The 21,891-nt window shown below is 62.6% G+C and carries 24 protein-coding genes and 1 pseudogene; 8 read left to right on the forward strand and 17 right to left on the reverse strand.

The annotated features are described in order from the left end of the window. Window positions 1-396: 396 nt before the first annotated feature. The 3 genes from GHT07_RS14090 to GHT07_RS14100 all read right to left on the reverse strand — a co-directional run bounded on the left by GHT07_RS14090 (window position 397) and on the right by GHT07_RS14100 (window position 3,778). The gene (locus GHT07_RS14090) at window positions 397-1,194 is read right to left on the reverse strand and encodes a hypothetical protein (RefSeq protein ID WP_153585742.1); all 798 of its coding nucleotides are present in this window, start codon (window positions 1,192-1,194) and stop codon (window positions 397-399) included. Window positions 1,195-1,473: 279 nt separating this feature from the next. Next, complete coding sequence (locus tag GHT07_RS14095) at window positions 1,474-2,253, reverse strand: oxepin-CoA hydrolase, alternative type (RefSeq protein ID WP_153585743.1); 780 nt, start codon at window positions 2,251-2,253, stop codon at window positions 1,474-1,476. Window positions 2,254-2,257: 4 nt separating this feature from the next. Beyond that, the gene (locus GHT07_RS14100; RefSeq protein WP_153585744.1) at window positions 2,258-3,778 is read right to left on the reverse strand and encodes a 3-hydroxyacyl-CoA dehydrogenase; all 1,521 of its coding nucleotides are present in this window, start codon (window positions 3,776-3,778) and stop codon (window positions 2,258-2,260) included. Between the two features lie 64 nt (window positions 3,779-3,842). Between GHT07_RS14100 and GHT07_RS14105 the strand changes: the two genes are divergently transcribed. Then, window positions 3,843-5,963 (forward strand): type IV pilus assembly protein FimV, encoded by a 2,121-nt coding sequence (locus GHT07_RS14105; RefSeq protein ID WP_153585745.1) that lies wholly within the window; start codon window positions 3,843-3,845, stop codon window positions 5,961-5,963. Window positions 5,964-6,014: 51 nt separating this feature from the next. Here GHT07_RS14105 and GHT07_RS14110 read toward each other — a convergent pair whose 3' ends face one another. Both GHT07_RS14110 and GHT07_RS14115 read right to left on the reverse strand, forming a co-directional pair. Continuing rightward, complete coding sequence (locus GHT07_RS14110; protein ID WP_153585746.1) at window positions 6,015-7,184, reverse strand: MFS transporter; 1,170 nt, start codon at window positions 7,182-7,184, stop codon at window positions 6,015-6,017. Between the two features lie 8 nt (window positions 7,185-7,192). Then, window positions 7,193-8,200, reverse strand: a complete 1,008-nt coding sequence (locus tag GHT07_RS14115) for a D-2-hydroxyacid dehydrogenase family protein (RefSeq protein WP_153585747.1) — start codon at window positions 8,198-8,200, stop codon at window positions 7,193-7,195. Window positions 8,201-8,321: 121 nt separating this feature from the next. Between GHT07_RS14115 and GHT07_RS14120 the strand changes: the two genes are divergently transcribed. Further along, on the forward strand, window positions 8,322-8,837 hold the full coding sequence (locus tag GHT07_RS14120) for a DUF1993 domain-containing protein (protein WP_153585748.1): 516 nt from the start codon (window positions 8,322-8,324) through the stop codon (window positions 8,835-8,837). A 1-nt stretch (window position 8,838) separates the two neighbouring features. Here the strand turns inward: GHT07_RS14120 and GHT07_RS14125 are convergent, their stop codons facing one another. Together GHT07_RS14125 and lexA are read right to left on the reverse strand one after the other, a co-directional pair. Continuing rightward, window positions 8,839-9,177: a hypothetical protein gene (locus GHT07_RS14125; protein ID WP_153585749.1), complete on the reverse strand. Its 339-nt coding sequence runs from the start codon at window positions 9,175-9,177 to the stop codon at window positions 8,839-8,841. Between the two features lie 114 nt (window positions 9,178-9,291). Then, the gene (gene lexA / locus GHT07_RS14130) at window positions 9,292-9,966 is read right to left on the reverse strand and encodes a transcriptional repressor LexA (protein ID WP_153585750.1); all 675 of its coding nucleotides are present in this window, start codon (window positions 9,964-9,966) and stop codon (window positions 9,292-9,294) included. A gap of 65 nt (window positions 9,967-10,031) precedes the next feature. Between lexA and GHT07_RS14135 the strand changes: the two genes are divergently transcribed. Then, the gene (locus tag GHT07_RS14135) at window positions 10,032-10,967 is read left to right on the forward strand and encodes an asparaginase (RefSeq protein WP_323740941.1); all 936 of its coding nucleotides are present in this window, start codon (window positions 10,032-10,034) and stop codon (window positions 10,965-10,967) included. 6 nt (window positions 10,968-10,973) lie between these two features. Here GHT07_RS14135 and adk read toward each other — a convergent pair whose 3' ends face one another. The 6 genes from adk to GHT07_RS14165 all read right to left on the reverse strand — a co-directional run bounded on the left by adk (window position 10,974) and on the right by GHT07_RS14165 (window position 14,791). Next, window positions 10,974-11,630 (reverse strand): adenylate kinase, encoded by a 657-nt coding sequence (adk, locus tag GHT07_RS14140; RefSeq protein ID WP_153585751.1) that lies wholly within the window; start codon window positions 11,628-11,630, stop codon window positions 10,974-10,976. A gap of 122 nt (window positions 11,631-11,752) precedes the next feature. Next, entirely contained in the window at window positions 11,753-12,517 is a 765-nt protein-coding gene (gene kdsB, locus GHT07_RS14145) for a 3-deoxy-manno-octulosonate cytidylyltransferase (protein ID WP_153585752.1), read from the reverse strand. Window positions 12,518-12,526: 9 nt separating this feature from the next. Continuing rightward, window positions 12,527-12,733: a Trm112 family protein gene (locus GHT07_RS14150; RefSeq protein ID WP_153585753.1), complete on the reverse strand. Its 207-nt coding sequence runs from the start codon at window positions 12,731-12,733 to the stop codon at window positions 12,527-12,529. After that, window positions 12,714-13,712, reverse strand: a complete 999-nt coding sequence (gene lpxK, locus GHT07_RS14155; protein ID WP_153585754.1) for a tetraacyldisaccharide 4'-kinase — start codon at window positions 13,710-13,712, stop codon at window positions 12,714-12,716. Before lpxK ends, GHT07_RS14150 begins: the two co-directional genes overlap by 20 nt. 2 nt (window positions 13,713-13,714) lie before the next feature. Then, entirely contained in the window at window positions 13,715-14,143 is a 429-nt protein-coding gene (locus GHT07_RS14160) for an ExbD/TolR family protein (RefSeq protein WP_153585755.1), read from the reverse strand. Window positions 14,144-14,158: 15 nt separating this feature from the next. Beyond that, window positions 14,159-14,791 (reverse strand): MotA/TolQ/ExbB proton channel family protein, encoded by a 633-nt coding sequence (locus tag GHT07_RS14165; RefSeq protein WP_153585756.1) that lies wholly within the window; start codon window positions 14,789-14,791, stop codon window positions 14,159-14,161. A 335-nt stretch (window positions 14,792-15,126) separates the two neighbouring features. Here GHT07_RS14165 and xseA point away from each other — a divergent pair, with 335 nt between their 5' ends. Further along, window positions 15,127-16,419: an exodeoxyribonuclease VII large subunit gene (gene xseA / locus GHT07_RS14170; RefSeq protein ID WP_153585757.1), complete on the forward strand. Its 1,293-nt coding sequence runs from the start codon at window positions 15,127-15,129 to the stop codon at window positions 16,417-16,419. A gap of 53 nt (window positions 16,420-16,472) precedes the next feature. Next, complete coding sequence (locus GHT07_RS14175; protein WP_153585758.1) at window positions 16,473-17,054, forward strand: superoxide dismutase; 582 nt, start codon at window positions 16,473-16,475, stop codon at window positions 17,052-17,054. Between the two features lie 67 nt (window positions 17,055-17,121). Here the strand turns inward: GHT07_RS14175 and GHT07_RS14180 are convergent, their stop codons facing one another. From GHT07_RS14180 to GHT07_RS14190, 3 genes are all read right to left on the reverse strand, one after another. Further along, window positions 17,122-17,568 (reverse strand): DUF192 domain-containing protein, encoded by a 447-nt coding sequence (locus tag GHT07_RS14180; RefSeq protein WP_228488353.1) that lies wholly within the window; start codon window positions 17,566-17,568, stop codon window positions 17,122-17,124. 85 nt (window positions 17,569-17,653) lie between these two features. Further along, window positions 17,654-17,869, reverse strand: coding sequence for a hypothetical protein (locus GHT07_RS14185; RefSeq protein WP_153585760.1), 216 nt, complete (start codon window positions 17,867-17,869; stop codon window positions 17,654-17,656). A 162-nt stretch (window positions 17,870-18,031) separates the two neighbouring features. Next, window positions 18,032-18,406: a cell envelope biogenesis protein TolA gene (locus GHT07_RS14190; RefSeq protein WP_153585761.1), complete on the reverse strand. Its 375-nt coding sequence runs from the start codon at window positions 18,404-18,406 to the stop codon at window positions 18,032-18,034. A 190-nt stretch (window positions 18,407-18,596) separates the two neighbouring features. Here GHT07_RS14190 and icd point away from each other — a divergent pair, with 190 nt between their 5' ends. After that, a complete protein-coding gene (gene icd, locus GHT07_RS14195; protein ID WP_153585762.1) occupies window positions 18,597-19,850 on the forward strand; it encodes an NADP-dependent isocitrate dehydrogenase in 1,254 nt (417 codons plus the stop codon). A gap of 95 nt (window positions 19,851-19,945) precedes the next feature. Then, window positions 19,946-20,887, forward strand: coding sequence for a calcium-binding protein (locus tag GHT07_RS14200; RefSeq protein ID WP_153585763.1), 942 nt, complete (start codon window positions 19,946-19,948; stop codon window positions 20,885-20,887). Between the two features lie 192 nt (window positions 20,888-21,079). Here the strand turns inward: GHT07_RS14200 and GHT07_RS21520 are convergent. After that, a pseudogene (locus GHT07_RS21520) lies at window positions 21,080-21,277 on the reverse strand (cold-shock protein); the annotation flags it as partial. 240 nt (window positions 21,278-21,517) lie between these two features. Here GHT07_RS21520 and clpS point away from each other — a divergent pair. Next, window positions 21,518-21,886, forward strand: coding sequence for an ATP-dependent Clp protease adapter ClpS (gene clpS, locus GHT07_RS14210; protein WP_153585868.1), 369 nt, complete (start codon window positions 21,518-21,520; stop codon window positions 21,884-21,886). Window positions 21,887-21,891 lie beyond the last annotated feature (5 nt).

Raw genomic sequence — 21,891 nt, forward strand, 5'->3', positions numbered from 1 at the left:
CGAGGCTGCATTCGACGCTGGGGTACGTGAGCCCAATGCAGCATGAGAGAAACTGGTTGGCGGCCCAGGAAAAGAAGTCCGCTTAACAAGCTCGGTTAAGGGATTCGTCAAACAGGGGCAAGGTCAGAGCACTTGGCTATGGGCAAGTGCAAGAGGGTCAGATGCAACCAGCAGACGAGCTCGTGCCGCATCAGCTGGCACGGCAGGTCAATCAAATATGGAGCATGGACTTTGTCGGCGCGAGCGGGGCCAACGGACGGCGCAGCAAGCTCCAGGCAGTGGCCAACGACTTCAGCCGCAAGTGCCTGGAAATGACGGTGAACTGGGGTATCTCGCTGCGGTACCGCACCCGGCCGCTCGGGAGTGTCCGAGAGAACGGTGCGTCAGCTGGTGTAGTCAATCAATATCAGTGTCGTATTCGTCTTGGCTTGGTGCGAACCATGGTGCTGATGCTTTTCTTGCTGCTCGTTCCTGCTCTCTGAAATCATCTAGTTCACTCTTAATACGGCTCGATTCCCCGGTCATGCGAACAGAAAACTCCTGCCCGCCTATAAGCATGCAAGTTGAGTAGCGTTCTAGATAGTCCTCGTAACAAGACTTGCCTTTGGCATGCTTGTCTATGTTGTAGCCGAGCCAAGCTTCCAGATCCATGTGGTAGCTAAGGTCCGTCTGGATAGGCGTTTGTCGGCAAATGCTTTTGCCCGACACTGGGTCTTCCGCAAAAATGGCGGAGAGTTGAATGGTGTGATGGAATGCCTTTAGGTCCTTCCAAAAATTTCGAAGTTCTTCCAGGTTGAGCCGCCGAAGACCGGTCTTCTCATCCAGGTTGCTCTTCGTGGGGGAAAGCGACAAGCGGTAGTCACGAATTCGCTCGCCAAGTTTTTCCGCGTCAGTTTGCGTCAACGCTTTGCTATCGGACGGAGGCTGAGTAGCTGCGCGGGCACCTTGATCTGTACCGTCAGCCGGTGAAACGGCAGCGTGATACGGGTCTCGCTTCACCTCACTGGGAGGGAGTTGGCGGTTGCAGTCTGCCCGGGGAGCTTCGGGTGTGGCTTCGCTCGCCCCCTGTAAAGTGCCCGTTGCGTAGAAATTCTGGTGTGTCGCGGCGGCGCTTCGCCTGACGCTGCCTGGCAAATGCAGGATGGTGAAGTCAGATTCGGGCCCTCTAGGAGTATTTGCAGGGTCGATGGCCAATGATTCTCTTACGGAGCCGGAGTGGGGTATGCAGTTGCTGGGCATAAGCTGCTTTTGAGGCAAGGGTGGAAAGCCGCATATCTTGCTGAGCGGGAGACCATGTAACCAGATGCTTGCGTCTCGCCAAATGCTTGCATCTCGCCAGTCGCAAGGCGAGTACTTGATCACGTATTGCGCCCTCGTCGAGGGGGTGCAGGGGCCAAGAGCGCCGGTGCGTCAGCATGCCAGTATGTCCAGAAGTATTGCCACGCGGGCCGCACAAATTAAGCAGCCGTCCCCCTACATGTAATTCGGCTTCGTCTTGACGAGAAAAGCCTCGATGCCAATGCCCGCGTTGGCATGGTGAAGGTTCTTGACGAAGTGGTCGCGCTCGCTGGCCAAGTGCGCCGTGAGCGTTGCACCTGGCGCATCGTTGATGAGTTCCTTGATACTCGCGAGGGCATTGGGCGCGCGCTCGTTGAGCCTGTCGGCCAACGCCAGTGCCTGTGCCATGGCTTCGCCCGGTACGGTGACGCGGTTGACGACACCCAGCTCATTCAAGCGCTGTGCACCGATGCGCTCGCCTGCCATCAGCAACTCGCTTGCCAGCTGGCGCGGCAGTGCGTGCGTAAGGTTCCACGAGCCACCGCCGTCAGGCGAGAGCGCAACGCTGCTGTACGACATGACGAAGACAGCGTTGTCGGCAGCGACGATGAGGTCGCACGCCAGCGCGAGCGAAAAGCCGGCACCTGCAGCCGCGCCTTCGACGGCTGCGATCACCGGTTTGGGAAATGTGCGGATCGCCTCGATCAGGCTGTGCAGGCCTTCGATGCTCTGCGCCTGAACTTCTGGCGGCAGTTCGCGGTTGGCTTTGAGGCGCTGCAGGTTGCCGCCCGCGCAGAACATGGTGCCTTCGCCGGTGATGACGACGCTGCGCACCTCTGCGTTGGACTCCGCGATGCTCAGTGCTTCGACGCCAGCTGCATACATCTCGGGGCCGAGCGCATTGCGCAACTCTGGGTTGCTCAGCGTCAGGACCATGGTCTGGCCCTGGCTGGTGCTCTTGATTTCGGCGGCCATCGCGTCAGCTCTCCTCATGCAGCAAAGACAGGCCGATGGCGCCGCGGCGGCGCAGCCACGGGCTCGGGCGATAGCGCGGATCGCCGTATACCGTCTGCATGTTGAAGAGCACTTCGAGGATGTTGGTCGGGCCCCAGCGGTTGCCCATGGCCAGCGGCCCCATCGGGTAACCGAGGCCGAGCGTCACGGCGGTTTCCAGGTCGGCCGGCGTGCAGATCTGCTGCTGGCAGATGTCGCTGGCGATATTGACGATCGACGCGATCACGCGTTGCGTGACGAAGCCGCCCGAGTCGCGGATGACGCTCACGGCCTTGCCGTCACGCGCGAACAGGGCGTGCGCGGCGTCGCGCATGTCGGTCCGCGTCGCAGGGTTGCTGGCCAGCACGCGGCGCTTGGTGGCCTCGTCTTCGACGAGCATGTCGATGCCGATGGTGCGCGCGGGGTCGAGCCGCTCCACCACGGCCACGGTCGTGATGTCGAAGCCCAGCGGTGCCACCAGCGTGAGCGCGTTCATGGACGGCGACTGACCGGTTTCGATCTGCGCGCCCAGGTTCTTGAGCAGCTGGTAGAGCTCGGAGCGGCGGGCCGCGCGCGTCGACACCCACACTGGCGGCATGTCGCCCACTTGCGGCGTTGCTGGCTCAGCAGGCAACTGGGGCTTGGCCTCGACGTACTTGTAGAAGCCCTCACCTGACTTGCGGCCGACCATTCCAGCGGCCAAACGTTGCGCGGTGATCACACTCGGGCGATATCGCGGCTCGTCGTAGTACTGGCGATAAATCGATTCCATGACCGGATGCGAGACGTCGAGCGCCGTCAGGTCCATCAGCTCAAACGGCCCGAGCCGAAAGCCCGCCTGGTCTTTCAGGATGCGGTCGATCGTGGCGAAATCGGCAATGCCTTCACTCACGATTCGCAGCGCCTCCGTGCCGTAAGCGCGGCCCGCGTGGTTGACGATGAAGCCAGGCGTGTCTTGTGCCATCACGGGCGTGTGGCCTATCTGCAAGGCATAGTCCGCCAGCGATTTGCACACGGCCGGATCTGTCTTCAAGCCCGCAATCACCTCCACGACCTTCATCAGTGGCACGGGGTTGAAGAAGTGATAGCCAGCGAATCTTTGCGGGTGTGCGAGCTTCGCGGCGATGGCCGTGACAGAGAGGGACGACGTGTTGGTGACCAGCACGGCGTCGTGCCGCACGACAGCTTCGAGCTCGGCGAAGAACGACTTCTTCACGTCGAGCCGCTCGACAATCGCTTCGATCACCAGGTCGCAATCGGCGAGCTCCTGCAGGGTGCCTGCCGCATGAAGCCGTTCCTTGCACGCTTGCGCCTGCCTGGCGTCGAGCTTGCCCTTGTCGGCCATTCGGTCCCACTGCGCGTGCAAAGCGTCGCGTGCCCGCTCGATGGCGGCTGGCTGGGTGTCGAAGAGCTTGACGATGCTGCCTGCCTGTACGGCAATCTGGGCAATGCCCTGGCCCATGGCGCCCGCGCCGGTGATGCCAACGGTGGTGAATCTGAGAGTCATCGTTCAATTATCCGGCAGCGCCAAATGCCTCCAATTGGTAACGCCTGTGCAACAATCTTAGGCAATGAATCGCTCCAGCATTTTGCGAAACGCGTTGCTGCGTGCGGGGTTGCTCCTGGCAGCGCCCGCAAGCTTCGCGTTTGGCACCGGGGCAGCCGAAGGCGTGCCCCTGATTGGCCGCCCGCTCGACATCGTCGTTCCGATCACACTTGACGCAGGCACTGACCTGGCGAGTTCGTGCGTCACCGCGGAGGTGATGCAGGGCGACACCGCGATTGAATCGGCGCAGACGCGGGTGGAAGGGGGCGGTTCAGCGCGCACGGTGCTGCGCGTGCGCACCACCCGCCTGATCGAAGAGCCGGTCGTGACGGTCACGGTGAACTTCGGGTGCTTCCTCAGGACCAGCCGCAAGTTCGTGCTTCTGGCCGACCTGCCGGCCACTGTGTCGAGTCCGATCCCGCCGCTCGTTCCCAGGACGCAAGCCGCCGCTGGGCCGACGGTGTTGCCGTTCAGTCCGGGTTTGGGTGGTTTTGACGTCCCGGCGGGCAATGGGGCGCAGCCCGGGCCTGCAAGCTCGACGACCAGGCGGCGCGCGACAGCGCCTGGCGCCGAGGCCCCCGCCGCCGGTGCACGGCCAGCTGCTGGATCCATGTCGCCGCGCCTGGCGCGGGCCCCCAACACGCCCGCCGCAGGGCAAGACCCGGCGGTGGCTTCGCCCACGACGGCGGCGCCGGCACCGGCTAAGCGGTCGCAGGCGTCTGTGGTCCGGGTCGACAGGCGCAGCCGCCTCAAGCTCGAACCGCTCGATCTCACGGTCGATCCGGAACCCAAGCTCAAGCTCACCATGAGTATTGACACGGTGCCTGAGGTCACGCCCCAGAAGCGCGCCGAGGCCGCGGCCATCTGGCGCGCACTGAACCGGTCGCAGGCTGACGTGGTGCAGGATTACGAGCGCCTGCAGGCGATGAGCGCTGACCTCACGGCGATGCGCCAGAGCATACAGGCGAACAAGGCCGAACTCGATGCGGTTCGCGCCAAGCTTGAGAAAGCCGAAAGCGACCGCGACCGGATGACCTGGCTGCTCACGGCCATCGTGATCGCATTGGTGCTTGCTTTGGCGGCGGCGCTCTTCCTGCGAAGGCGCGGCTGGTTTGCGGGCGGCGACAAGTCAGAGCCGCGTTGGTGGCGAGACAGCAAGGGGCAGGAGCTTGACGCATCGGAGCCCACCATCGTGGCGGCCGCTGCCCCGGCCAGCAGCGCGGTGAGCGGCAAGCAGCTCGACGTGGACCTCGATGTCTTCGGTGACGCTCCGGCCAGTGCGCAGGCGCCTGCCTCCACCGAGTCGACGCAGCCGATATCGGCTTTCGACAATCTCGACTTCCAGAGCAGCCAGCCCTCCAGCTGGAGATCGCTGACGACGGAGGAGCTGCACGACATCCAGGAGCAGGCCGACTTTTTTGTGTCGCTGGGCGACTACGACCGTGCCGTGAATGTGCTGATGACGCATGTGCATGCCAGCCCGCACAACAGCGCGCTGGCATGGATGGCGTTGCTGGATCTTCATCATCGCCTCAACCGCGAGCGTGGCTACGAAGGCTTGCGCGACCAGATCGAGCGGCGCATGAACGTGAAGGTGCCGGCATTCAACGACTACCTCAAACCAACTGCCGGGCTCGAAGCGTATGCCGACGCGCTCGCGCGCATCGTCAGCTTGTGGCCGTCACCGCGTGTGCTGGATGTCATCGAGGAATCGATCTACCGCCTGCCAGGCGCCGCCAGCGGCGAATCAGAGCGCTTCGAGCTCGCCGCCTTCGACGAACTCCTGCTGCTGCAGAGCCTGGCCAAGGCCGTCGTGAAGCAGCCGGCGGCGACCGATGTGCAACTGGCCCAGGAGCCCGGTGCCGGCGAAAACTTCCCGATGACGTCGATCCAGCCTTTGTCTTCCGAGCTGGCCGGCCCGTCGGATGCCGAGATGATGGTGCTTGCCACGCTGCTCGCTGGCAGCCGCATCGACATCAATCTGGACGAGGAAGAAAAGCCGGTGGCCACGCTGCCAACCCTGCCGGAATTGCCGAAGGGCGCGCCGCTGCACGACGCACAAGGCTGGCCCGTGGCCGACGACAAAGACAACCTGATCGAGTTTGACGACTTTGACGACGTGACGTCGCGAGTTGGCAAGAAGTAGCGCCCGCCAACACGCCTTCAGGCGCGGCTGCGACAGGCACCACGGCCCGGGTCAGCGTACGGCAAGTCGCAGTTTGTCGTGCCGCGTGGCCCAGGCGCTGCACGCCATCGCGACGACGAGAAACGCCAGCGCGGCCCAATGCAGCGTTTCCATGCCGTCGTGCGCAATCAGCCAGCCGCCTGCGCCCGCGCCGACTGCCTGGCCCGCGTACATGGCCGAGGTGTTCAAAGCGATGGAGGCCGACGCGAGCGCAGGTGCAATGCCAACCAGCCGCGCTTGTTGCGCCGAGTTGGATGAAAAACAACCCAGCGCCCACGGAATCGCGATCACGCCAGCGAGCATGATGCTCGTCCCCAGCGGCCAGACCAGGAACGTCAGGCTCATGGCCACGATGCCAATCATGACGCTGCGCGAAGCGCCTACCCGGTCGATCTGGCGCGACATGACCGCGTTGCCAATGAAGCCGAACAGGCCGAACCACATGAAAAACGCGCTGAGCTCAACCGCGGTGATCCCGACCTTGAACTTGAAGTACGGCGCGAAATAGGAAAAGAGCACGAACTGGCCGGCGGAATACAGCACCGTCACCAATATGCAAAGCATCAAGGCGGGTGAGCGGAATGTCTCGTGCCACGCAGCCACAGAAAGGGCAGGCGGCTTCACGCCGTCGGGCATTGAGCGCCATACCCACACGCCGCTCGCCAGGCTGAGAATGCCTACCGCGCCAAACGCGGCCTGCCAGCCGAACGTGCCGCCGATCAGTGCGCCCATGGGCATGCCCAGCACGGACGCAACTGACCAGCCCAGGAACACGAACGTGATGGCCCGGCCGCGCTGGTCAGCCGGCACGAGCAGCCCGATGCAAGCGGCCGCCTGCGGCGTGAAGATCGCCGGCGCAATCATCGACAAGACGCGCAGCGGCAGCAAAGCCGCAAAGCTCGGCGCGGCCGTGCAGGCGATGTGCAGCAGGCCGTACCAGAGCATGGAAAGCGCCAGCAGGCGTCGCCTGTCCCAGCCGGCGACCAGTGCAGCCACCAGCGGCGCCGTGATGCACATGAGAAGGGCACCTGCTGAAATCAACTGGCCTGCTGTGGCTGGCGACACGACGAGGGAGGTGCTGATCTCATTGAGCGTGCCGGGCACGATCATCACGCCCGTGCCGATGACAAAGTTGCCAAAGAGCAGCGGCCAGAGAACGCCCGGAAGGCGCGGGGTGGTCATGGATCCCGTCAGCGCCGGATCTGCAACGCGCCCGGATTGACGATGTTGGTCGGTGTGCCGCGGATGAAGTTCACGACATTGTCGAAAGCTGCGCCGAAGTACAGCTCATAGCTGTCGAGCTCGACGTAGCCGATATGCGGCGTGCAGATGCAGTTTTCCAGTCGAAGCAGCGCGTGGCCCTGCAGGATCGGCTCGCTTTCGAAGACATCGACCGCGGCCATGCCGGGGCGGCCACGGTTGAGCGCTGCGATCAACGCGTCGGGCGCGATCAACTCGGCGCGCGACGTATTCACGAGCAACGAAGTCGGCTTCATTCGTCCCAGGTCGTCCAATGTGACGATGCCGGCAGTGTCGTCGGACAGGCGCAGATGCAGGCTGAGCACATCGCTTTGCTCGAAGAGCTCTTGCCGGCTGGTCGCGGCCTGCACGCCGTCAGCGACAGCCCGCTCGCGCGATGCCGGGCTGCCCCACACCAGGACATTCATGCCGAATGCCTTGCCGTAGCCTGCGACCAGCTTGCCGATCTTTCCGTAGCCCCAGATCCCCAGCGTCCGGCCTTTGAGGACCATGCCAAGGCCGAAGTTGGCCGGCATGGATGCTGACTTCATGCCCGACTGTTGCCAGCCGCCATGCTTGAGCGTGGCGATGTACTGCGGAATGCGCCGCATTGCCGCCATGATCAGCGCCCATGTCAGCTCGGCCGGTGCCACCGGTGAGCCAACGCCTTCAGCGACAGCAATGCCGCGCTCGGTGCATGCCTGGACGTCCACGTGGGCGCCGACACGGCCCGTTTGCGAAATCATCTTCAGGCGCGGGAGTTTTTCGATCAGGGCGCGCGTGAGGTGGGTTCGCTCGCGAATCAGCACGATCACATCGGCATCGCGCAGCCGCACCGACAGCTGGCCGATGCCTTTGACGGTGTTGGTATAGACCTTGGCCGGAAAGGCCTCCAGCCGGGACGCGCACTGGAGCTTGCGTACCGCGTCCTGGTAGTCGTCGAGGATCACAATATTCATCGCCTTGCATTGTGCCTCGGGCTGCGGGGCTGGAGGCAGCGCGCCAGCAGGAATATGGCGATGACATTAGCATCCGCACTCCTGATTCCTGTTAAACATTCCTGTTACGCAAGGTGACCCCATGACGATTTCAATGCATTCCGCGAGCGTGCCGACCTTCACCCACATCCTGGGCAACTTGTCTCACTGTCTTGACAAGGCGCAAGCGTTCATCGATGCGCGCAAGGTGGACCCGAACGCGATCCTCAACTTTCGCCTGTACCCGGATATGCTGCCTTTCACGAAGCAAGTCCAGATCGCCTGCGACTCGGCCAAGAACGGCATCGCGCGCATATCCGGTGTGGAAGCACCCAAGTTTGAAGACAACGAGGCCAGCATCGCGGAACTGCAGGCGCGTATCCAGAAAACGGTGGACTTCCTCAAGAGCGTTCCGGCTGACAAGCTCAATGGCACGGAAGACAAGGACATCACCTTCCCTGTGGGCAGGGAGCAGACGCGCACGATGACGGGTGAGGCGTACCTGAAGCACTGGTCCTTTCCCAATTTCTTCTTCCACGTGACGACTGCCTACGCGATCCTTCGGCACAACGGGGTGGAATTGGGCAAGCAGGACTACCTGGTCGGCAACCGCACCTGAGTCAGTGCGCGGCGATTGATTCCAGTGCGGCCAGACGTTCAAGCTCAGCGCAGACGTCGGCCATGCTGCCTGACAGCGCCATGCCCATGGCTGCGGATGCCGGCGAATCGCCCCGCGCCCGGAACACTCGCAGTGGGCGCGTTGATTTGCGGCAGTTCGGCGCAGCCAGGGGTCGCGAAGCGCGCAACCGTGCCGAGCGAAAAACAGCGGGACGCGTATCGACGCAAATACTTCCTTGGGATGCGGGCGCAGCCGTTGCGCCACTGGTTGGCGCAAACCAGGACAGCAAACCGTTCAGCGGTGCGAACAGGCTTCCAAAAGAAAACATCGTGATTGCCATGCGACTCTCCTTGAACATCAGGGGTAGGGACACAGGCAGGATTTACTTTTGAAGTACCGGCTGCAGGGTGATGGCCACCGCCATACGCCCGCCACCTGCGGCCGGCCGCCGTGGTTACATCAGCATGGTGTTGCGGATGAGGCCTACGGCGAGGCCTTCGATTTCAAATGGTTCACCGGGCTCGACGATGATCGTCGGGTAGTCCGGGTTTTCGGCGTGGAGTTCGATGAGGTGTTTGTTGCGCCTAAAGCGCTTGACGGTCACGTCTTCACCCAGGCGGGCCACGACGATCTGGCCATTCTTCGCGTCTTTGGTGGCCTGGACGGCGAGCAGGTCGCCATCCATGATGCCGGCGTCGCGCATGGACATGCCGCGCACTTTGAGCAGGTAGTCGGGGCGGCGCTGGAACAGGCTGCTTTCGACGTAGTAGGTCTGGTCGACGTGCTCCTGCGCGAGAATCGGAGAGCCGGCAGCAACGCGGCCAATGAGGGGAAGGGCTAGCTGGGCAAGGGACTGCAAGGGCAACGAGAACTGCTTGTTGCGTGACTCGTTGATCATGCGCAGGGCGTCGCTCTTGAGGCGGATGCCGCGTGAAGTGCCACTGACCAGTTCAATGACGCCTTTGCGAGCCAGGGCCTGCAGATGCTCTTCAGCCGCGTTGGCGGATTTGAAGCCCAGCTCGGTCGCGATTTCGGCACGGGTGGGTGGAGCGCCGGTACGCGCGATAGCGCTCTGGATCAAGTCCAGGATTTGTTGCTGTCGCGCGGTAAGTTTGGGCTGGTCGATCATGATGGAAGCTCCACTGTTTTGATATCCAGTACCTGTATTTTTAAACAGTTTCGCAAAGAGTGCAAGTGGCCATCAAAAAAATCGTGATTCTCGCGACAGGCGGAACCATCGCCGGCCGCTCGCGTTCGGCCGGTGACAACGTGGGCTACACCGCCGCGCAAGTCGGTATCGACGAGATGCTGGTTGGCATCCCGGTGCCTGCCGGCTTTGAAGCGGTGGCAGAGCAAGTCGCGCAGGTGGACAGCAAGGACATGTCGTTCGACATCTGGCGCACGCTCGCGCAGCGCTGCAGTTACTGGCTGGCGCAGCCCGCGGTCGCAGGGATCGTCATCACCCATGGCACTGACACGCTCGAAGAGACGGCCTATCTGCTCCACCGTGTGCTCGACGCGAACAAGCCGGTTGTCCTGACGTGCGCCATGAGACCTGCGACATCGCTCGCGCCAGACGGCCCGCAGAACGTGGCTGACGCGATGAAAGTTGCAGCTGCCGACGGCGCCAAGGGGGTCGTGGCGGTTTGCGCCGGTGTTGTCCATGCAGCGATCGATGTGGCCAAGCAGCATACGTACCGCCTGGACGCGTTCACCTCGGGTGATGCGGGGCCCGTCGGGTACGTTGAAGAGGGCGCCGTGCGAATCTGCAAGCCATGGCCTGCGGTCGCGCACGATGCGGCGTCCGACTTCGCCAGCCTGGGCGCAGCGGCACGATGGCCGCGCGTCGAGATCGTCATGAACTACGCGGGCGCGAGCGCCTTCATCGTTGACGCGCTGGTCGAGCGTGGGGTGCAGGGCATCGTTGCCGCGGGCACGGGCAACGGCACGTTGAATGCGGAACTCGAACAGGCGCTTGTGCGTGCGCGCAACGCGGGTGTCGACGTGGTGCGGGCGACGCGATGTGCACAGGGCCGCGTGATTGCGCATGCAGGCGCAACGATCGAGGATTCGGCCGGCCTGTCGCCCGTCAAGGCGCGAATTGACCAGCTGCTTCGCCTGCTGCGATGATTGCCTTCAGGCCGACAGAGCCTGCAGTGCCCGGGATGTGATTTCCTCGACCGTGCCAGTGCCGCTGATCGCGCGATACTTCGGTGCGGATGCTGGATCGGCCTTGGCCCAGTTCGAGTAGTAGTCCACAAGCGGGCGCGTCTGCGCCGAGTACACCTCCAGGCGCTTCTTGACAGTTTCTTCCTTGTCGTCGTCGCGCTGGATCAGTGGCTCGCCAGTGATGTCGTCATGGCCGGCGACCTTCGGTGGGTTGAACTTGATGTGATAGATGCGGCCGGACGCCAGGTGCGAGCGGCGGCCGCTCATGCGTTCGATGATCGCGTCGAACGGCACGTCGATCTCAAGCACGTAGTCGAGCTTGACGCCTGCGTCCTTCATCGCGTCGGCCTGCGGGATGGTGCGCGGGAAGCCGTCGAAGAGAAAGCCGTTGGCGCAATCGGCTTGCGTGATGCGCTCCTTCACGAGGCCGATGATGATGTCGTCGCTGACGAGCGCGCCTGAGTCCATGATCTTCTTGGCGGCCACGCCCATGGGTGTGCCTGCCTTCACCGCAGCGCGCAGCATGTCGCCGGTGGAGATTTGCGGGATGCCGTATTTCTGGCAGATGAATGCGGCCTGCGTGCCCTTGCCTGCGCCGGGGGCGCCCAACAAAATCAGTCTCATGGATGTCCTCGGAAGCTTTGGGAATACCGGCGTGTGCTGCGGGAGCCGCGGCCGCGAATCGCGGCGGTGCGCCGTTGCACATCATTGGGGCAAAGGATAGCACGCGCCATCCTTGCACAGCCTTACACGGCAGTGCTTTTCCAGAGGGCGCGAACGCGTTTGAGGTCCTCAGGCGTGTCCACGCCAATGCCTGGCGCATCGGCGCAAACATGCACGGCAATACGATGCCCATGCCACATCGCACGAAGCTGCTCCAGTGCCTCGATTTGCTCCACGGGAGCAGGCGTCATCGCCGGAAACTCGCGCAGGAAGCCCGCGCGATAGCCATAGATGCCGACATGCCGCAGGGGCGGCGGGTCGGCCAGCGCGGTGATGCCGTTTGCGAACACGTCGCGCCACCAGGGAATGGGTGCCCGGCTGAAATACATGGCGTGCGCGCTGGCATCGAGCACGACTTTGACGACGTTCGGATTGACGAAATCCGCAACGTCTTCGATGGCGTGTGCCGCTGTGCTCATGCTGGCTTGAGGCTGCTGCGCGAGCAGGCTGGCGACTGCGTCGATCAGTTTCGGGTCGATCATGGGTTCGTCGCCCTGCACGTTCACGACAATGTCGTCGCCGCGCAAGCCCAGCAGCTCGCAGGCCTGGGCGAGTCGATCGCTGCCGGACGGATGATCGGCACGCGTCAGGATTGCTTCGATGCCATGCGCCACGCATGCGTCGACGATGCGGGCGCTATCGGCCGCGACCACGACACGAGCGGCCCCTGACATCGCGGCGCGTTGCGCGACCCGCACGATCATCGGCTGGCCAGCGATGTTGGCCAGTGGCTTGTTGGGCAAGCGGGTCGAAGCCAGGCGCGCCGGGATCAGGACGCAATAGCCCATGGCGACTGTCTAGACGCGCTGCGTCCGCGCTGGCAGGGCATCAAGCTCGGCATCGGACAGCGTGCGCGCTTCCTCTTCGAGCAGGACCGGAATGCCGTCGCGGATCGGGTAGGCCAGGCGTGCACTGCGCGACAGCAGTTCCTGCCGTTCGCGGTCGAAGTCAAGATGGCCCTTTGTCACCGGGCACACGAGCAGCTCAAGCAGTTTGGGGTCCATGTGCTGATGATAGCTTTGCATCCAGCATGCGATCCAGTGACTGCCAGAACGATTCATCGATCGTGACGTCAAGCGGGACTGCGAGCGCGTCGGGGCGCTGCGGCCAGAGCTTGACCGCATCTTTTTGCGTACAGAGCAGCGTTGCGTCGGCTGCAAGCCAGGCATGCATGTTGTCGAATGCCGCGTGATCTGGCAGGGCGATTGTGTTTGCGAGTGTGAGGCCGTGTTGCCGGAGCATGCTGAAAAACGCGTCGGGCCGGGCGATGGCTGCCACTGCAATCACCGGCTTGCCTTGGAGTTGTGCCAACGGAGTGCGCACGCCATTGCTGTCGATTGCGAATCCCGCAAGCGCGCGATGCACGATATGGCCATCCATACCCGGCGCGGCCGATGTGCGCAACACGAGGTCGCACGTGCGCGGCCACGACTCGCGTAAGGGCCCGGCAGGCAGCAGCCAGCCGTTGCCGATGCCGCGGTCGTCGAAAACACAGACCTCAATGTCACGCGCCAGCGCGTAATGCTGCAGGCCGTCGTCGCACACGATGGCGCGTGTGGACGGATAGGCCGCGAGCAACGCATGAGCGGCATCAGCGCGGCGGGGGGCGACGTAAACCGGCACAGCGCAGGCTTGCGCGACAAGCAGCGGCTCGTCGCCCACATCGGCAGCGTTGCTCTTCGGCAGGACTTGCCGACAGTCGCTGGTGCGCCGGCCATAGCCGCGCGACACAACGCCGCAGTCGATTCCGCGCGCTTTGAGATGCTCCACGATGGCCATGACGACAGGCGTCTTGCCCGAGCCGCCTGCAATGACATTTCCGACGACGATGACCGGGACGGCAACGCGACTGCTCGAACGCCAGCCGTTCCTGAATGCGAGCCGCCTGAGCGCCGTGATTGCGCCGAAGAGCCAGGAGAGTGGGAGAAGGGCGATTGCCAGGGCGCCGCGCCGCAACCACGCGCGCTGGAGCGCCGCGGCCATGTTCAGCGCGTGCCCGCCTGGGCGGCCGTTTGTGTGGCGAAGGTGATCTGGTTGAGCCCGGAGCGGCGCGCTGCTTCCATCACCGTGATCACCGACTGGTGGGGCGATGTGGCGTCGGCACTGATGATGATGACGCTGTCCTTGCCGGCCTTGGCTGCGTCGCGCAAGGCTTGCGCAATGGCGTCGACGCTGCGGCCTACGACCGGCGTGCCGGCCACGGTGTAGCGGCCATCGGCAGTCACGCCTACGATGACTTCCTTCGGATAGTCGCGTTGCGCCTCGGTGTCGGCCACGGGCAGGCGCAACTGCAGCTCGGTGAACTTGCTGTACGTCGTGGACAGCATCAGGAAGATCAGGATCACGAGCAGGACATCGATGAACGGGATCAGGTTGATCTCGGGCTCTTCCTTGGCGCGTGGTCTGAAGTTCATGGGCTGCGCCTTTGTTTATTTGCCGCGCAAGGTGTTCAGGTGCCGGGCAAAGCGTTCGGCTGACAGCTCCAGCGTGAGCAGGTAGTCATCCACTCGGCCACGGAAGTACCGCCAGAAGATCAGCGCCGGAATTGCGATGACCAGCCCGAATGCCGTGTTGTAGAGCGCAACCGAGATGCCATGCGCAAGCTGTGCAGGATTGCCGCCGGTAGCGCCGCCCGAGGGCGTCTGTGAGCCGAAGATTTCGATCATGCCGATGACCGTGCCGAAGAGGCCCAGCAGCGGTGCAGCCGAGGCAATGGTGGCTAGGGCGTTGAGATAGCGCTCCAGCCGGTGGGCCACCAGGCGGCCCGTGTTTTCCATTGCGGCATGCAGGTCGATCTCAGAGCAACGCGGATCGGAGTTGAGTGCGCGAAAACCGCTGGCGAGCACCTCACCGAGGGCGGAATGCTGGGCGAGCTGGGCAACGACGTCCGGTGCGGGCACCGACGTTCGTGACACCGCCAGCGCCTCTTCCAGCAGCTTCGGGGGCGCTACCTTGGAGGTTTTCAGGCTGATGAACCGCTCGATGATGAGTGCGAGCGCGATGATGGAACAGGCAACCAGAGGCCAGATGGGCCAGCCCGCGGCTTGTATGATCGAAAACAAAGAAGGTCTCCGCGCTTGTCATGGGAATGCTGCGTTGCGGGCGATTATGCGGGCAGTCGGCCGCCCTGCAGGAGAAACTCAGATCGACCGTAGGACTGGACCCACAGTTCGTGTGGATAACTTTGTTGAAAACCATACCCCCGGTCCCCGCGAACCCGCGCCAATGCTTCGACGTGACAGATCGATGACAAATTGAGCAGAAAAAACTTCAATGAAATCAATGTCTTGCTCGGAAAAATCAGCGTTTCGCGGGGATGGCGCGCAGCCCGCGCCACAGCGTGTGATCTGTGGACTAAGCAAGCGAGCCTTTGGCTGCGCTGGCGACTGAAACATTGATGTCTGATCCGGCATTTCCAGCGGGTTCGCCGCGAATCTGGCAGGTCGGTGCGCTATGCCGTGCTGTCGCGGATTCGCTGGATGCGCGGTTCAACCCGGTTGCGGTACGTGGTGAGATCACCGGGTTTTCGAGAGCGGCCAGTGGTCACCTTTACTTCTCGCTGAAGGATGCGACCGGCCAGATCCGGTGCGCGATGTTCCGGCGTGCGGCAAGCCTGCTCGAGTTCGCGCCCCAGGGGGGCGAGCTGGTGGAAGTCTTCGGCCGCCTTGGCGTTTACGAGGCGCGGGGCGACCTGCAGTTGATCGTCGAGAGCATTTCGCGGGCCGGGCAGGGGGCGCTGTTCGAGCAATTCCTTCGTCTGAAGGCCAGGCTGGAGTCCGAAGGACTTTTCGACGCGGCACGCAAACGCCCTATACCGTCGCTGCCGCGCGGCATAGGCCTCGTTACCTCCCGCGGCGCTGCCGCGTTGCACGACGTGATGACCGCAATGCAGCGTCGCGCGCCCCACGTACCGGTTGTATTCGCTCCTGCGTCCGTGCAGGGTTCGCAATCACCCGCCGAATTGATTGCCGCGTTGCGGGCTCTTTATGGCCAGGCCGAAAAAGGCCTGATCGATGTGATCCTGCTCGTGCGCGGAGGTGGCTCGATGGAGGATCTCTGGTCGTTCAACGATGAGTGGCTGGCACGCTGCATCGTGGAGAGTCCGGTGCCGCTTGTCTGCGGCGTCGGGCATGAAACCGACTTCACGATCGCCGATTTTTGTGCGGACTTGAGGGCGCCGACCCCGACTGCTGCGGCAGAGCTCGCTGCTCGACCGCGTGACGCCTGGATGTCGGATCTGCAGGCAGCTGCCGCCCAATTGCAGCGAGCCGTGCACCGGCGCCTTGACGTCGCGGCGCAACGTACTGATCAGGCCGCGGCCCGGCTGGGCCGTCCCCTGGGGCGCCTGGCGGCACAGGAAATTCGCCTGGGGCGCTCCGCTCATCGTCTGCGTCATGCGTTGCAGCTGAGGCTGGAGCGGGAGGCGCACCGTTTCGCCGTCCTGGCGCCTCAAGTGGCCAGCGCCGTGCGCACGAGGCTGGAGCAGGACGGCCGGCTGCTTGACAGGGCGCAGTTGCGCCTGGAACTGCTCGACCCGAAGCTGGTCTTGCAGCGAGGCTATGCGCTCCTGGAAGACGCCGATGGGCGCGCTGTCACCAGCGTTGGCGCGACTCATCCGGGGCAGCGGATCAAAGCCAGCCTCGCCGACGGCACGGTTGATCTGACCGTTACCCCACCGGCATTGATTTAGTTCATAGAATCGTGCGCTTGATTCAGGCTCGCTAAACCACAAGGAAAAAGACCATGGAACACACGCTCCCGCCCCTGCCATACCCGATCGACTCTCTCGCGCCGAACTACTCGAAGGAGACGCTTGAGTTCCACCACGGCAAGCACCATGCCGCGTATGTGAACAACCTGAATAACCTGCAAAAGGGGACAGAGTTCGAGAACATGACCCTTGAGGAGATCATCAAGAAGTCCTCCGGCGGCATCTACAACAACTCGGCCCAGATCTGGAACCACACGTTCTTCTGGAACTGCATGAAGCCGGCTGGCGGTGGTGAGCCTGGCGGTGCGCTGGCCCAGGCCATCACGGCGAAGTGGGGCAGCTATGCAGCCTTCCGCGAAGCTTTCGTGAAGTCGGCAGTTGGCAACTTTGGCTCCGGCTGGACCTGGCTGGTGAAGAAAGCCGACGGCAGCGTCGACATCGTGAATACCGGCGCAGCCGGAACTCCGCTGACCACGGCTGACAAGGCGTTGCTGACGGTCGACGTGTGGGAACACGCGTACTACATCGACTACCGCAACCTGCGTCCCAAGTTTGTAGAAACCTTCCTCGAAAAGCTGGTGAACTGGGAATTTGCCGAGAAGAATTTCGGCTGATCGCCGGCGAATTCGCCTGCAACTAAAAGGGCCGCGATGCGGCCCTTTGTCATTGGGCACGCGGCCGCTATTTCCTGAAAGGCTCGCCCGTCAGTTTGGCGCCGGCCTTGATGCCCTTCCTGGCAAACCAGCCCGTGTTCATCTCAAGCACATAGCGCACAGGCTTGAGGCTGCAGTGCGAGTCGTCGGTCTGCGGCTTCATTTCGTCGATGTTGACGATCGTGCCGTCGTCGGCGACGAATGCAATCGACAGCGGCAGCAAGGTATTGCGCATCCAGAAGCATTGTTGCGAGGGGTACTCGAACACGAAAAGCATCCCCTCATGCTTTGGCATTTCCTTGCGAAACATGAGGCCTGTCATTCGCTGGTCGCCGGTCTGCGCGACTTGGGCATCGATGCGGTGCATGCCGGCTGCCAGCTGGACGCGCGGCAGGTTCATCTGCGCCTCCTGCGCGAAGACGGGCATCAGCACGGCGGCTGCAATGGCTGCGATGAAGGCGACTGCTTTTTTCATGACTGGCATTGTGCGGCAGGTGTGCGATGGACGTAAAAATGCCCGCACGAGGCGGGCATATTGCCGGGATGAATCCGGGCGGGGATCAGGAAGCCGAAGCAGCCTTCTTGGCCTTCTTGGCCTTCTTGGCGGGCTTGGCAGCCTTCTTTTCAGCCTTGGCGGCGGCTGCCGGCTTGGCTTCTTCCTTCTTCTCAACCTTGGCACCCGAGGCAGCTGCCATCGGGGCGCCAGCGTGGGAAGCGGCGAAAGCGGTCGACATTGCGAAGAGCGATGCCACGAGGGCGGCGAGCAGCTTGTTCATTTGTGAGTCCTTAAAAAAGTAACGGATCCGATTTTTCGAAAAATTCCTCCCAAAGAATCGGAAGGCTCATCCGTAACGACCCGCTTGTCTGAATGGTTGACACGTTGCCCGAAAACAAAAACGCCCGCAGGAGCGGGCGCTTTTTGTGCTGAAGGCCTTGAATTACTTCTTGGCGGCTTCTGCCTTGGCGTCAGCCTTTGCTTCGGCCTTGGTTTCCTTGGCGGTAGCGGTGGCCTTGGCGTCCTTGGCCTTGGCGGTAGCAGCAGCCTTTTCTTCCTTGGCCTTCGCGTCAGCAGCTGCCTTGTCAGCCTTCTTCTTTGCGTCGGCTTCCTTCTTGGCAGCCTTTTCTTCGGCCTTGGCCTTGGCCTTTTCGGCCTTGGCGTCAGCCTTGGCTTCCTTCTTCTCGGCCTTGGCTTCGGCCTTCATTTCCGTCTTGGCGGCGCCGGAAGCGGCAGCCATCGGGGCGCCAGCGTGCGAAGCTGCGAAGGTAACAGTAGCGAAGAGGGTGGCAACCAGGGCGGCGAGGAGCTTGTTCATGAGGGTGTCCTTGTAAATGGCTTTGGATGATGCTGCCCGGTGAATCTGGGCTGCCCACCCGCAACGCCCTATCGAGCTCGGCGGTTGACAGGGACGCGTCAGATTCACGGCTAGAATCAAAAGGCTTTACCGCATCGCGGACAAACCCGCAGTCATAGGCAGTCAAATTTCTCCCGGAGACGCTCCCCCCATGTACCAGCACATCAAGGTCCCCACCGAAGGCCAGAAGATCACCGTCAACGCCGACATGTCACTGAACGTGCCGGACCAGCCGATCATTCCGTACATCGAGGGTGACGGCACCGGCCTGGACATCACGCCCGTCATGCTGAAGGTTGTCGATGCCGCAGTTGCCAAGGCCTACGGCGGCAAGAAGAAGATTCACTGGATGGAAGTCTTCGCTGGCGAAAAGTCGACCAAGGTGTACGGCCCCGATGTGTGGCTCCCCGCAGAAACGCTTGAAGCGGTTCGTGACTACGTGGTGTCGATCAAGGGCCCGCTCACGACGCCCGTCGGTGGCGGCATTCGTTCGCTGAACGTTGCACTGCGCCAGGAACTCGACCTGTACGTCTGCCTGCGCCCGATCCAGTACTTCGATGGCGTGCCTTCCCCCGTGAAAGAGCCCCACAAGACCAACATGGTGATCTTCCGCGAGAACTCGGAAGACATCTATGCCGGCATCGAATTCGAGTCCGGCTCCGACAAGGCCAAAAAGCTCATCAAGTTCCTGCAGGACGAAATGGGTGTCAAGAAGATCCGCTTCCCGAATACTTCCGGCATCGGCATCAAGCCCGTCTCGAGCGAAGGCACGGAGCGCCTGGTACGCAAGGCCATCCAGTACGCCATCGACAACGACAAGCCCAGCGTGACCATCGTGCACAAGGGCAACATCATGAAGTTCACCGAAGGTGGCTTCCGTGACTGGGCTTATGCCCTGGCGCAAAAGGAATTCGGCGCTGAACTGGTCGATGGCGGCCCGTGGTGCAAGTTCAAGAACCCGAAGACGGGCAAGGACATCATCATCAAGGACGTCATCGCTGATGCCTTCCTGCAGCAGATCCTGCTGCGCCCGGCCGAATACAGCGTGATCGCCACGCTCAACCTGAATGGCGACTACGTGTCTGACGCGCTCGCCGCACAAGTCGGCGGTATCGGCATTGCACCGGGTGCCAACCTTTCGGACACCGTTGCCATGTTTGAAGCCACGCACGGCACGGCACCGAAGTACGCCGGCAAGGACTACGTGAACCCGGGTTCCGAAATCCTGTCGGCTGAAATGATGCTGCGCCACATGGGCTGGAAAGAAGCCGCCGACCTGATCATCAGCTCGATGGAAAAGTCGATCCACTCGAAGAAGGTCACGTACGACTTCGCGCGCTTGATGGATGGCGCCACGCAGGTCAGCTGCTCGGGCTTCGGGCAGGTGATGATCGACAACATGTAATGAAGGCCGCAGGTTGCGGCCCGCATTGACGCCAAGCCCCGCAGCGCGAGCCGGCGGGGCTTTTCCTTTGAAGGTCACGCTTGGGGACGCTGCGCATGGCAAACATCGTTGGTACTGAGCAGGGCGACCACCTCACCGGTGGCGTCGACGGCGATTCGATCTACGGTAACGGCGGCAACGACACGCTGTCCGGCGCGGGTGGGGCGGACTACATCTACGGCGGTGAGGGCGACGACGCAATCTGGGGCGATGCTGGCGACGACTACCTGCAGGGCGATGCCGGCGCCGATACGGTCCACGGCGGCGACGGGGTCGATTACCTCTACGGTGGGTCTGGCGCCGATGCGCTGTTCGGCGATGCCGATGGCGACGACCTTTCGGGCGAAGAGGGCGATGACACCTTGTACGGCGACAGCGGCAATGACTACCTCCAGGGCAACGCGGGCAATGACCTGCTGAACGGCGGCACGGGCGAAAACTACCTGAACGGCGGCGACGGGATCGACACGGTCCGGTTTGCCGGGCCGCGGGCCGACTATGTGCAGCAGTACACGAGCATCGGCTCGAATCAGGTCGTGGATGTCGAGTCGGCGACCAGCATCGATCACCTTGTCGGCGTCGAGCGGCTTCACTACCCGGATGTCGATCTGGCTATCGATCTATCAGGCCACGCCGGTGTTGTCGCGAAGCTGATTGGGGCCGTGCTGGGGCCGCAGTTTCTCGCCTATGCCGAGTACGTGGGCATTGGCCTTTTTTATCTCGACCAGGGCGTGCCGCAGGACACACTGGTTCAGGCGGTGATCGACGCACGGCTCGGCCCGCAGGCGAGTAATTCCGCGCTGGTTGACCTGATGTACAGCAACCTTGCGGGCCAGGCGCCGTCCGAAAGCCAGCACGACTATTTCCAGGCTTTTCTCGATACGGGAGAGTGGACACAAGTCCAATTGGTGGGGCTGGCGATGCAGACCTCGCTGAACGCCGACAACATTGATCTCAACAGCTTGAACGCCAACGGAATCGCGTACCTGCCCTGGTGACGGTGTTCGCGGCGCGGCGCACAAAAAAAGAGGCCGCGATCTGCGGCCTCTTTTTTGGAGTGTTCGGCGGATCTAGCGTGCCGTCAAATCGCCATGCCCGGAAGCATGGAACTGCGGCGCGCGGACCTTTGAGTGGCGCTGCTGGCGCTCCTGCGTCTGGATGGGTTGCGGAGCGCCTGCATCGGCGGGGTCGGACTGGATGTTCTGCGCCAGCTGGCCCTTGGGGCCATCGGTAACGTCGAACGTGACGCGCGAGCCCTGCTTGAGAGTCTTGAAGCCATCCATGGCAATGGCAGAGAAATGCGCGAAGACATCAGCGCCGCCGCCATCGGGCTCGATGAAGCCGAAGCCCTTTGCGTCGTTGAACCATTTCACAGTACCCGTGGCCATTGTTATTGCCTTCCTTGTTCCCTCTTGACTTCGCGGAGTGTGAGGCAATCTCCCAACAGCTGTCAATATTTTCACTTAACTAAACTTTTACTTCGCGGGGCAGCGCTGAACTGTTGACAGACAAGCCGCAACACCTGTGCCGAAGCGAAAATCTGGCCAATGAAAAACCGTGTCGCTTGAATGTGACGAAACTGCCCGCAAGTGACCACCACGCAGCGCCGGGAAAGCGGCCTCTATAGAATGATTTCGATGGCAACCAAACCTCCCGCACCGGCCCCCGAAGCGCCCAAGACGCGCCCCAAGGTGGACGACGGCGGGTCCGTAGTGCTCGAGCGGCGCACACAGCGAACCAAGCCGCCCCAGATGTACCAGGTCGTCATGCTCAACGACGACTACACGCCGATGGAATTCGTCGTGGTGGTGATCCAGGAGTTCTTCAACAAAGACAGGGAAACGGCCACGCAGATCATGCTCAAGATCCATCTCGACGGCAAAGCGGTCTGCGGGATTTATTCACGTGACGTGGCGGCCACCAAGGTGGACCAGGTCCAGGACGCAGCCAAACAGGCCGGGCATCCGCTGCAATGCGTCAGCGAGCCGATTGAATGATGTGT

It is taken from the genome of Caenimonas koreensis DSM 17982 (assembly GCF_009646335.1).
GTDB classification, from domain to species: Bacteria; Pseudomonadota; Gammaproteobacteria; order Burkholderiales; family Burkholderiaceae_C; genus Ramlibacter; species Ramlibacter koreensis.

Bases quoted from the DNA above. Each gene is read 5' to 3' on its own strand.
- GHT07_RS14095 (WP_153585743.1), bottom strand. From the start codon at position 2,253: ATGGCCGCCGAAATCAAGAGCACCAGCCAGGGCCAGACCATGGTCCTG.
- GHT07_RS14100 (WP_153585744.1), bottom strand. From the start codon at position 3,778: ATGACTCTCAGATTCACCACCGTTGGCATCACCGGCGCGGGCGCCATG.
- GHT07_RS14105 (WP_153585745.1), top strand. From the start codon at position 3,843: ATGAATCGCTCCAGCATTTTGCGAAACGCGTTGCTGCGTGCGGGGTTG.
- GHT07_RS14110 (WP_153585746.1), bottom strand. From the start codon at position 7,184: ATGACCACCCCGCGCCTTCCGGGCGTTCTCTGGCCGCTGCTCTTTGGC.
- GHT07_RS14115 (WP_153585747.1), bottom strand. From the start codon at position 8,200: ATGAATATTGTGATCCTCGACGACTACCAGGACGCGGTACGCAAGCTC.
- GHT07_RS14120 (WP_153585748.1), top strand. From the start codon at position 8,322: ATGACGATTTCAATGCATTCCGCGAGCGTGCCGACCTTCACCCACATC.
- GHT07_RS14125 (WP_153585749.1), bottom strand. From the start codon at position 9,177: ATGGCAATCACGATGTTTTCTTTTGGAAGCCTGTTCGCACCGCTGAAC.
- lexA (WP_153585750.1), bottom strand. From the start codon at position 9,966: ATGATCGACCAGCCCAAACTTACCGCGCGACAGCAACAAATCCTGGAC.
- adk (WP_153585751.1), bottom strand. From the start codon at position 11,630: ATGAGACTGATTTTGTTGGGCGCCCCCGGCGCAGGCAAGGGCACGCAG.
- kdsB (WP_153585752.1), bottom strand. From the start codon at position 12,517: ATGGGCTATTGCGTCCTGATCCCGGCGCGCCTGGCTTCGACCCGCTTG.
- GHT07_RS14150 (WP_153585753.1), bottom strand. From the start codon at position 12,733: ATGGACCCCAAACTGCTTGAGCTGCTCGTGTGCCCGGTGACAAAGGGC.
- lpxK (WP_153585754.1), bottom strand. From the start codon at position 13,712: ATGGCCGCGGCGCTCCAGCGCGCGTGGTTGCGGCGCGGCGCCCTGGCA.
- GHT07_RS14160 (WP_153585755.1), bottom strand. From the start codon at position 14,143: ATGAACTTCAGACCACGCGCCAAGGAAGAGCCCGAGATCAACCTGATC.
- xseA (WP_153585757.1), top strand. From the start codon at position 15,127: ATGTCTGATCCGGCATTTCCAGCGGGTTCGCCGCGAATCTGGCAGGTC.
- GHT07_RS14175 (WP_153585758.1), top strand. From the start codon at position 16,473: ATGGAACACACGCTCCCGCCCCTGCCATACCCGATCGACTCTCTCGCG.
- GHT07_RS14180 (WP_228488353.1), bottom strand. From the start codon at position 17,568: ATGAAAAAAGCAGTCGCCTTCATCGCAGCCATTGCAGCCGCCGTGCTG.
- GHT07_RS14185 (WP_153585760.1), bottom strand. From the start codon at position 17,869: ATGAACAAGCTGCTCGCCGCCCTCGTGGCATCGCTCTTCGCAATGTCG.
- GHT07_RS14190 (WP_153585761.1), bottom strand. From the start codon at position 18,406: ATGAACAAGCTCCTCGCCGCCCTGGTTGCCACCCTCTTCGCTACTGTT.
- icd (WP_153585762.1), top strand. From the start codon at position 18,597: ATGTACCAGCACATCAAGGTCCCCACCGAAGGCCAGAAGATCACCGTC.
- GHT07_RS14200 (WP_153585763.1), top strand. From the start codon at position 19,946: ATGGCAAACATCGTTGGTACTGAGCAGGGCGACCACCTCACCGGTGGC.
- clpS (WP_153585868.1), top strand. From the start codon at position 21,518: ATGATTTCGATGGCAACCAAACCTCCCGCACCGGCCCCCGAAGCGCCC.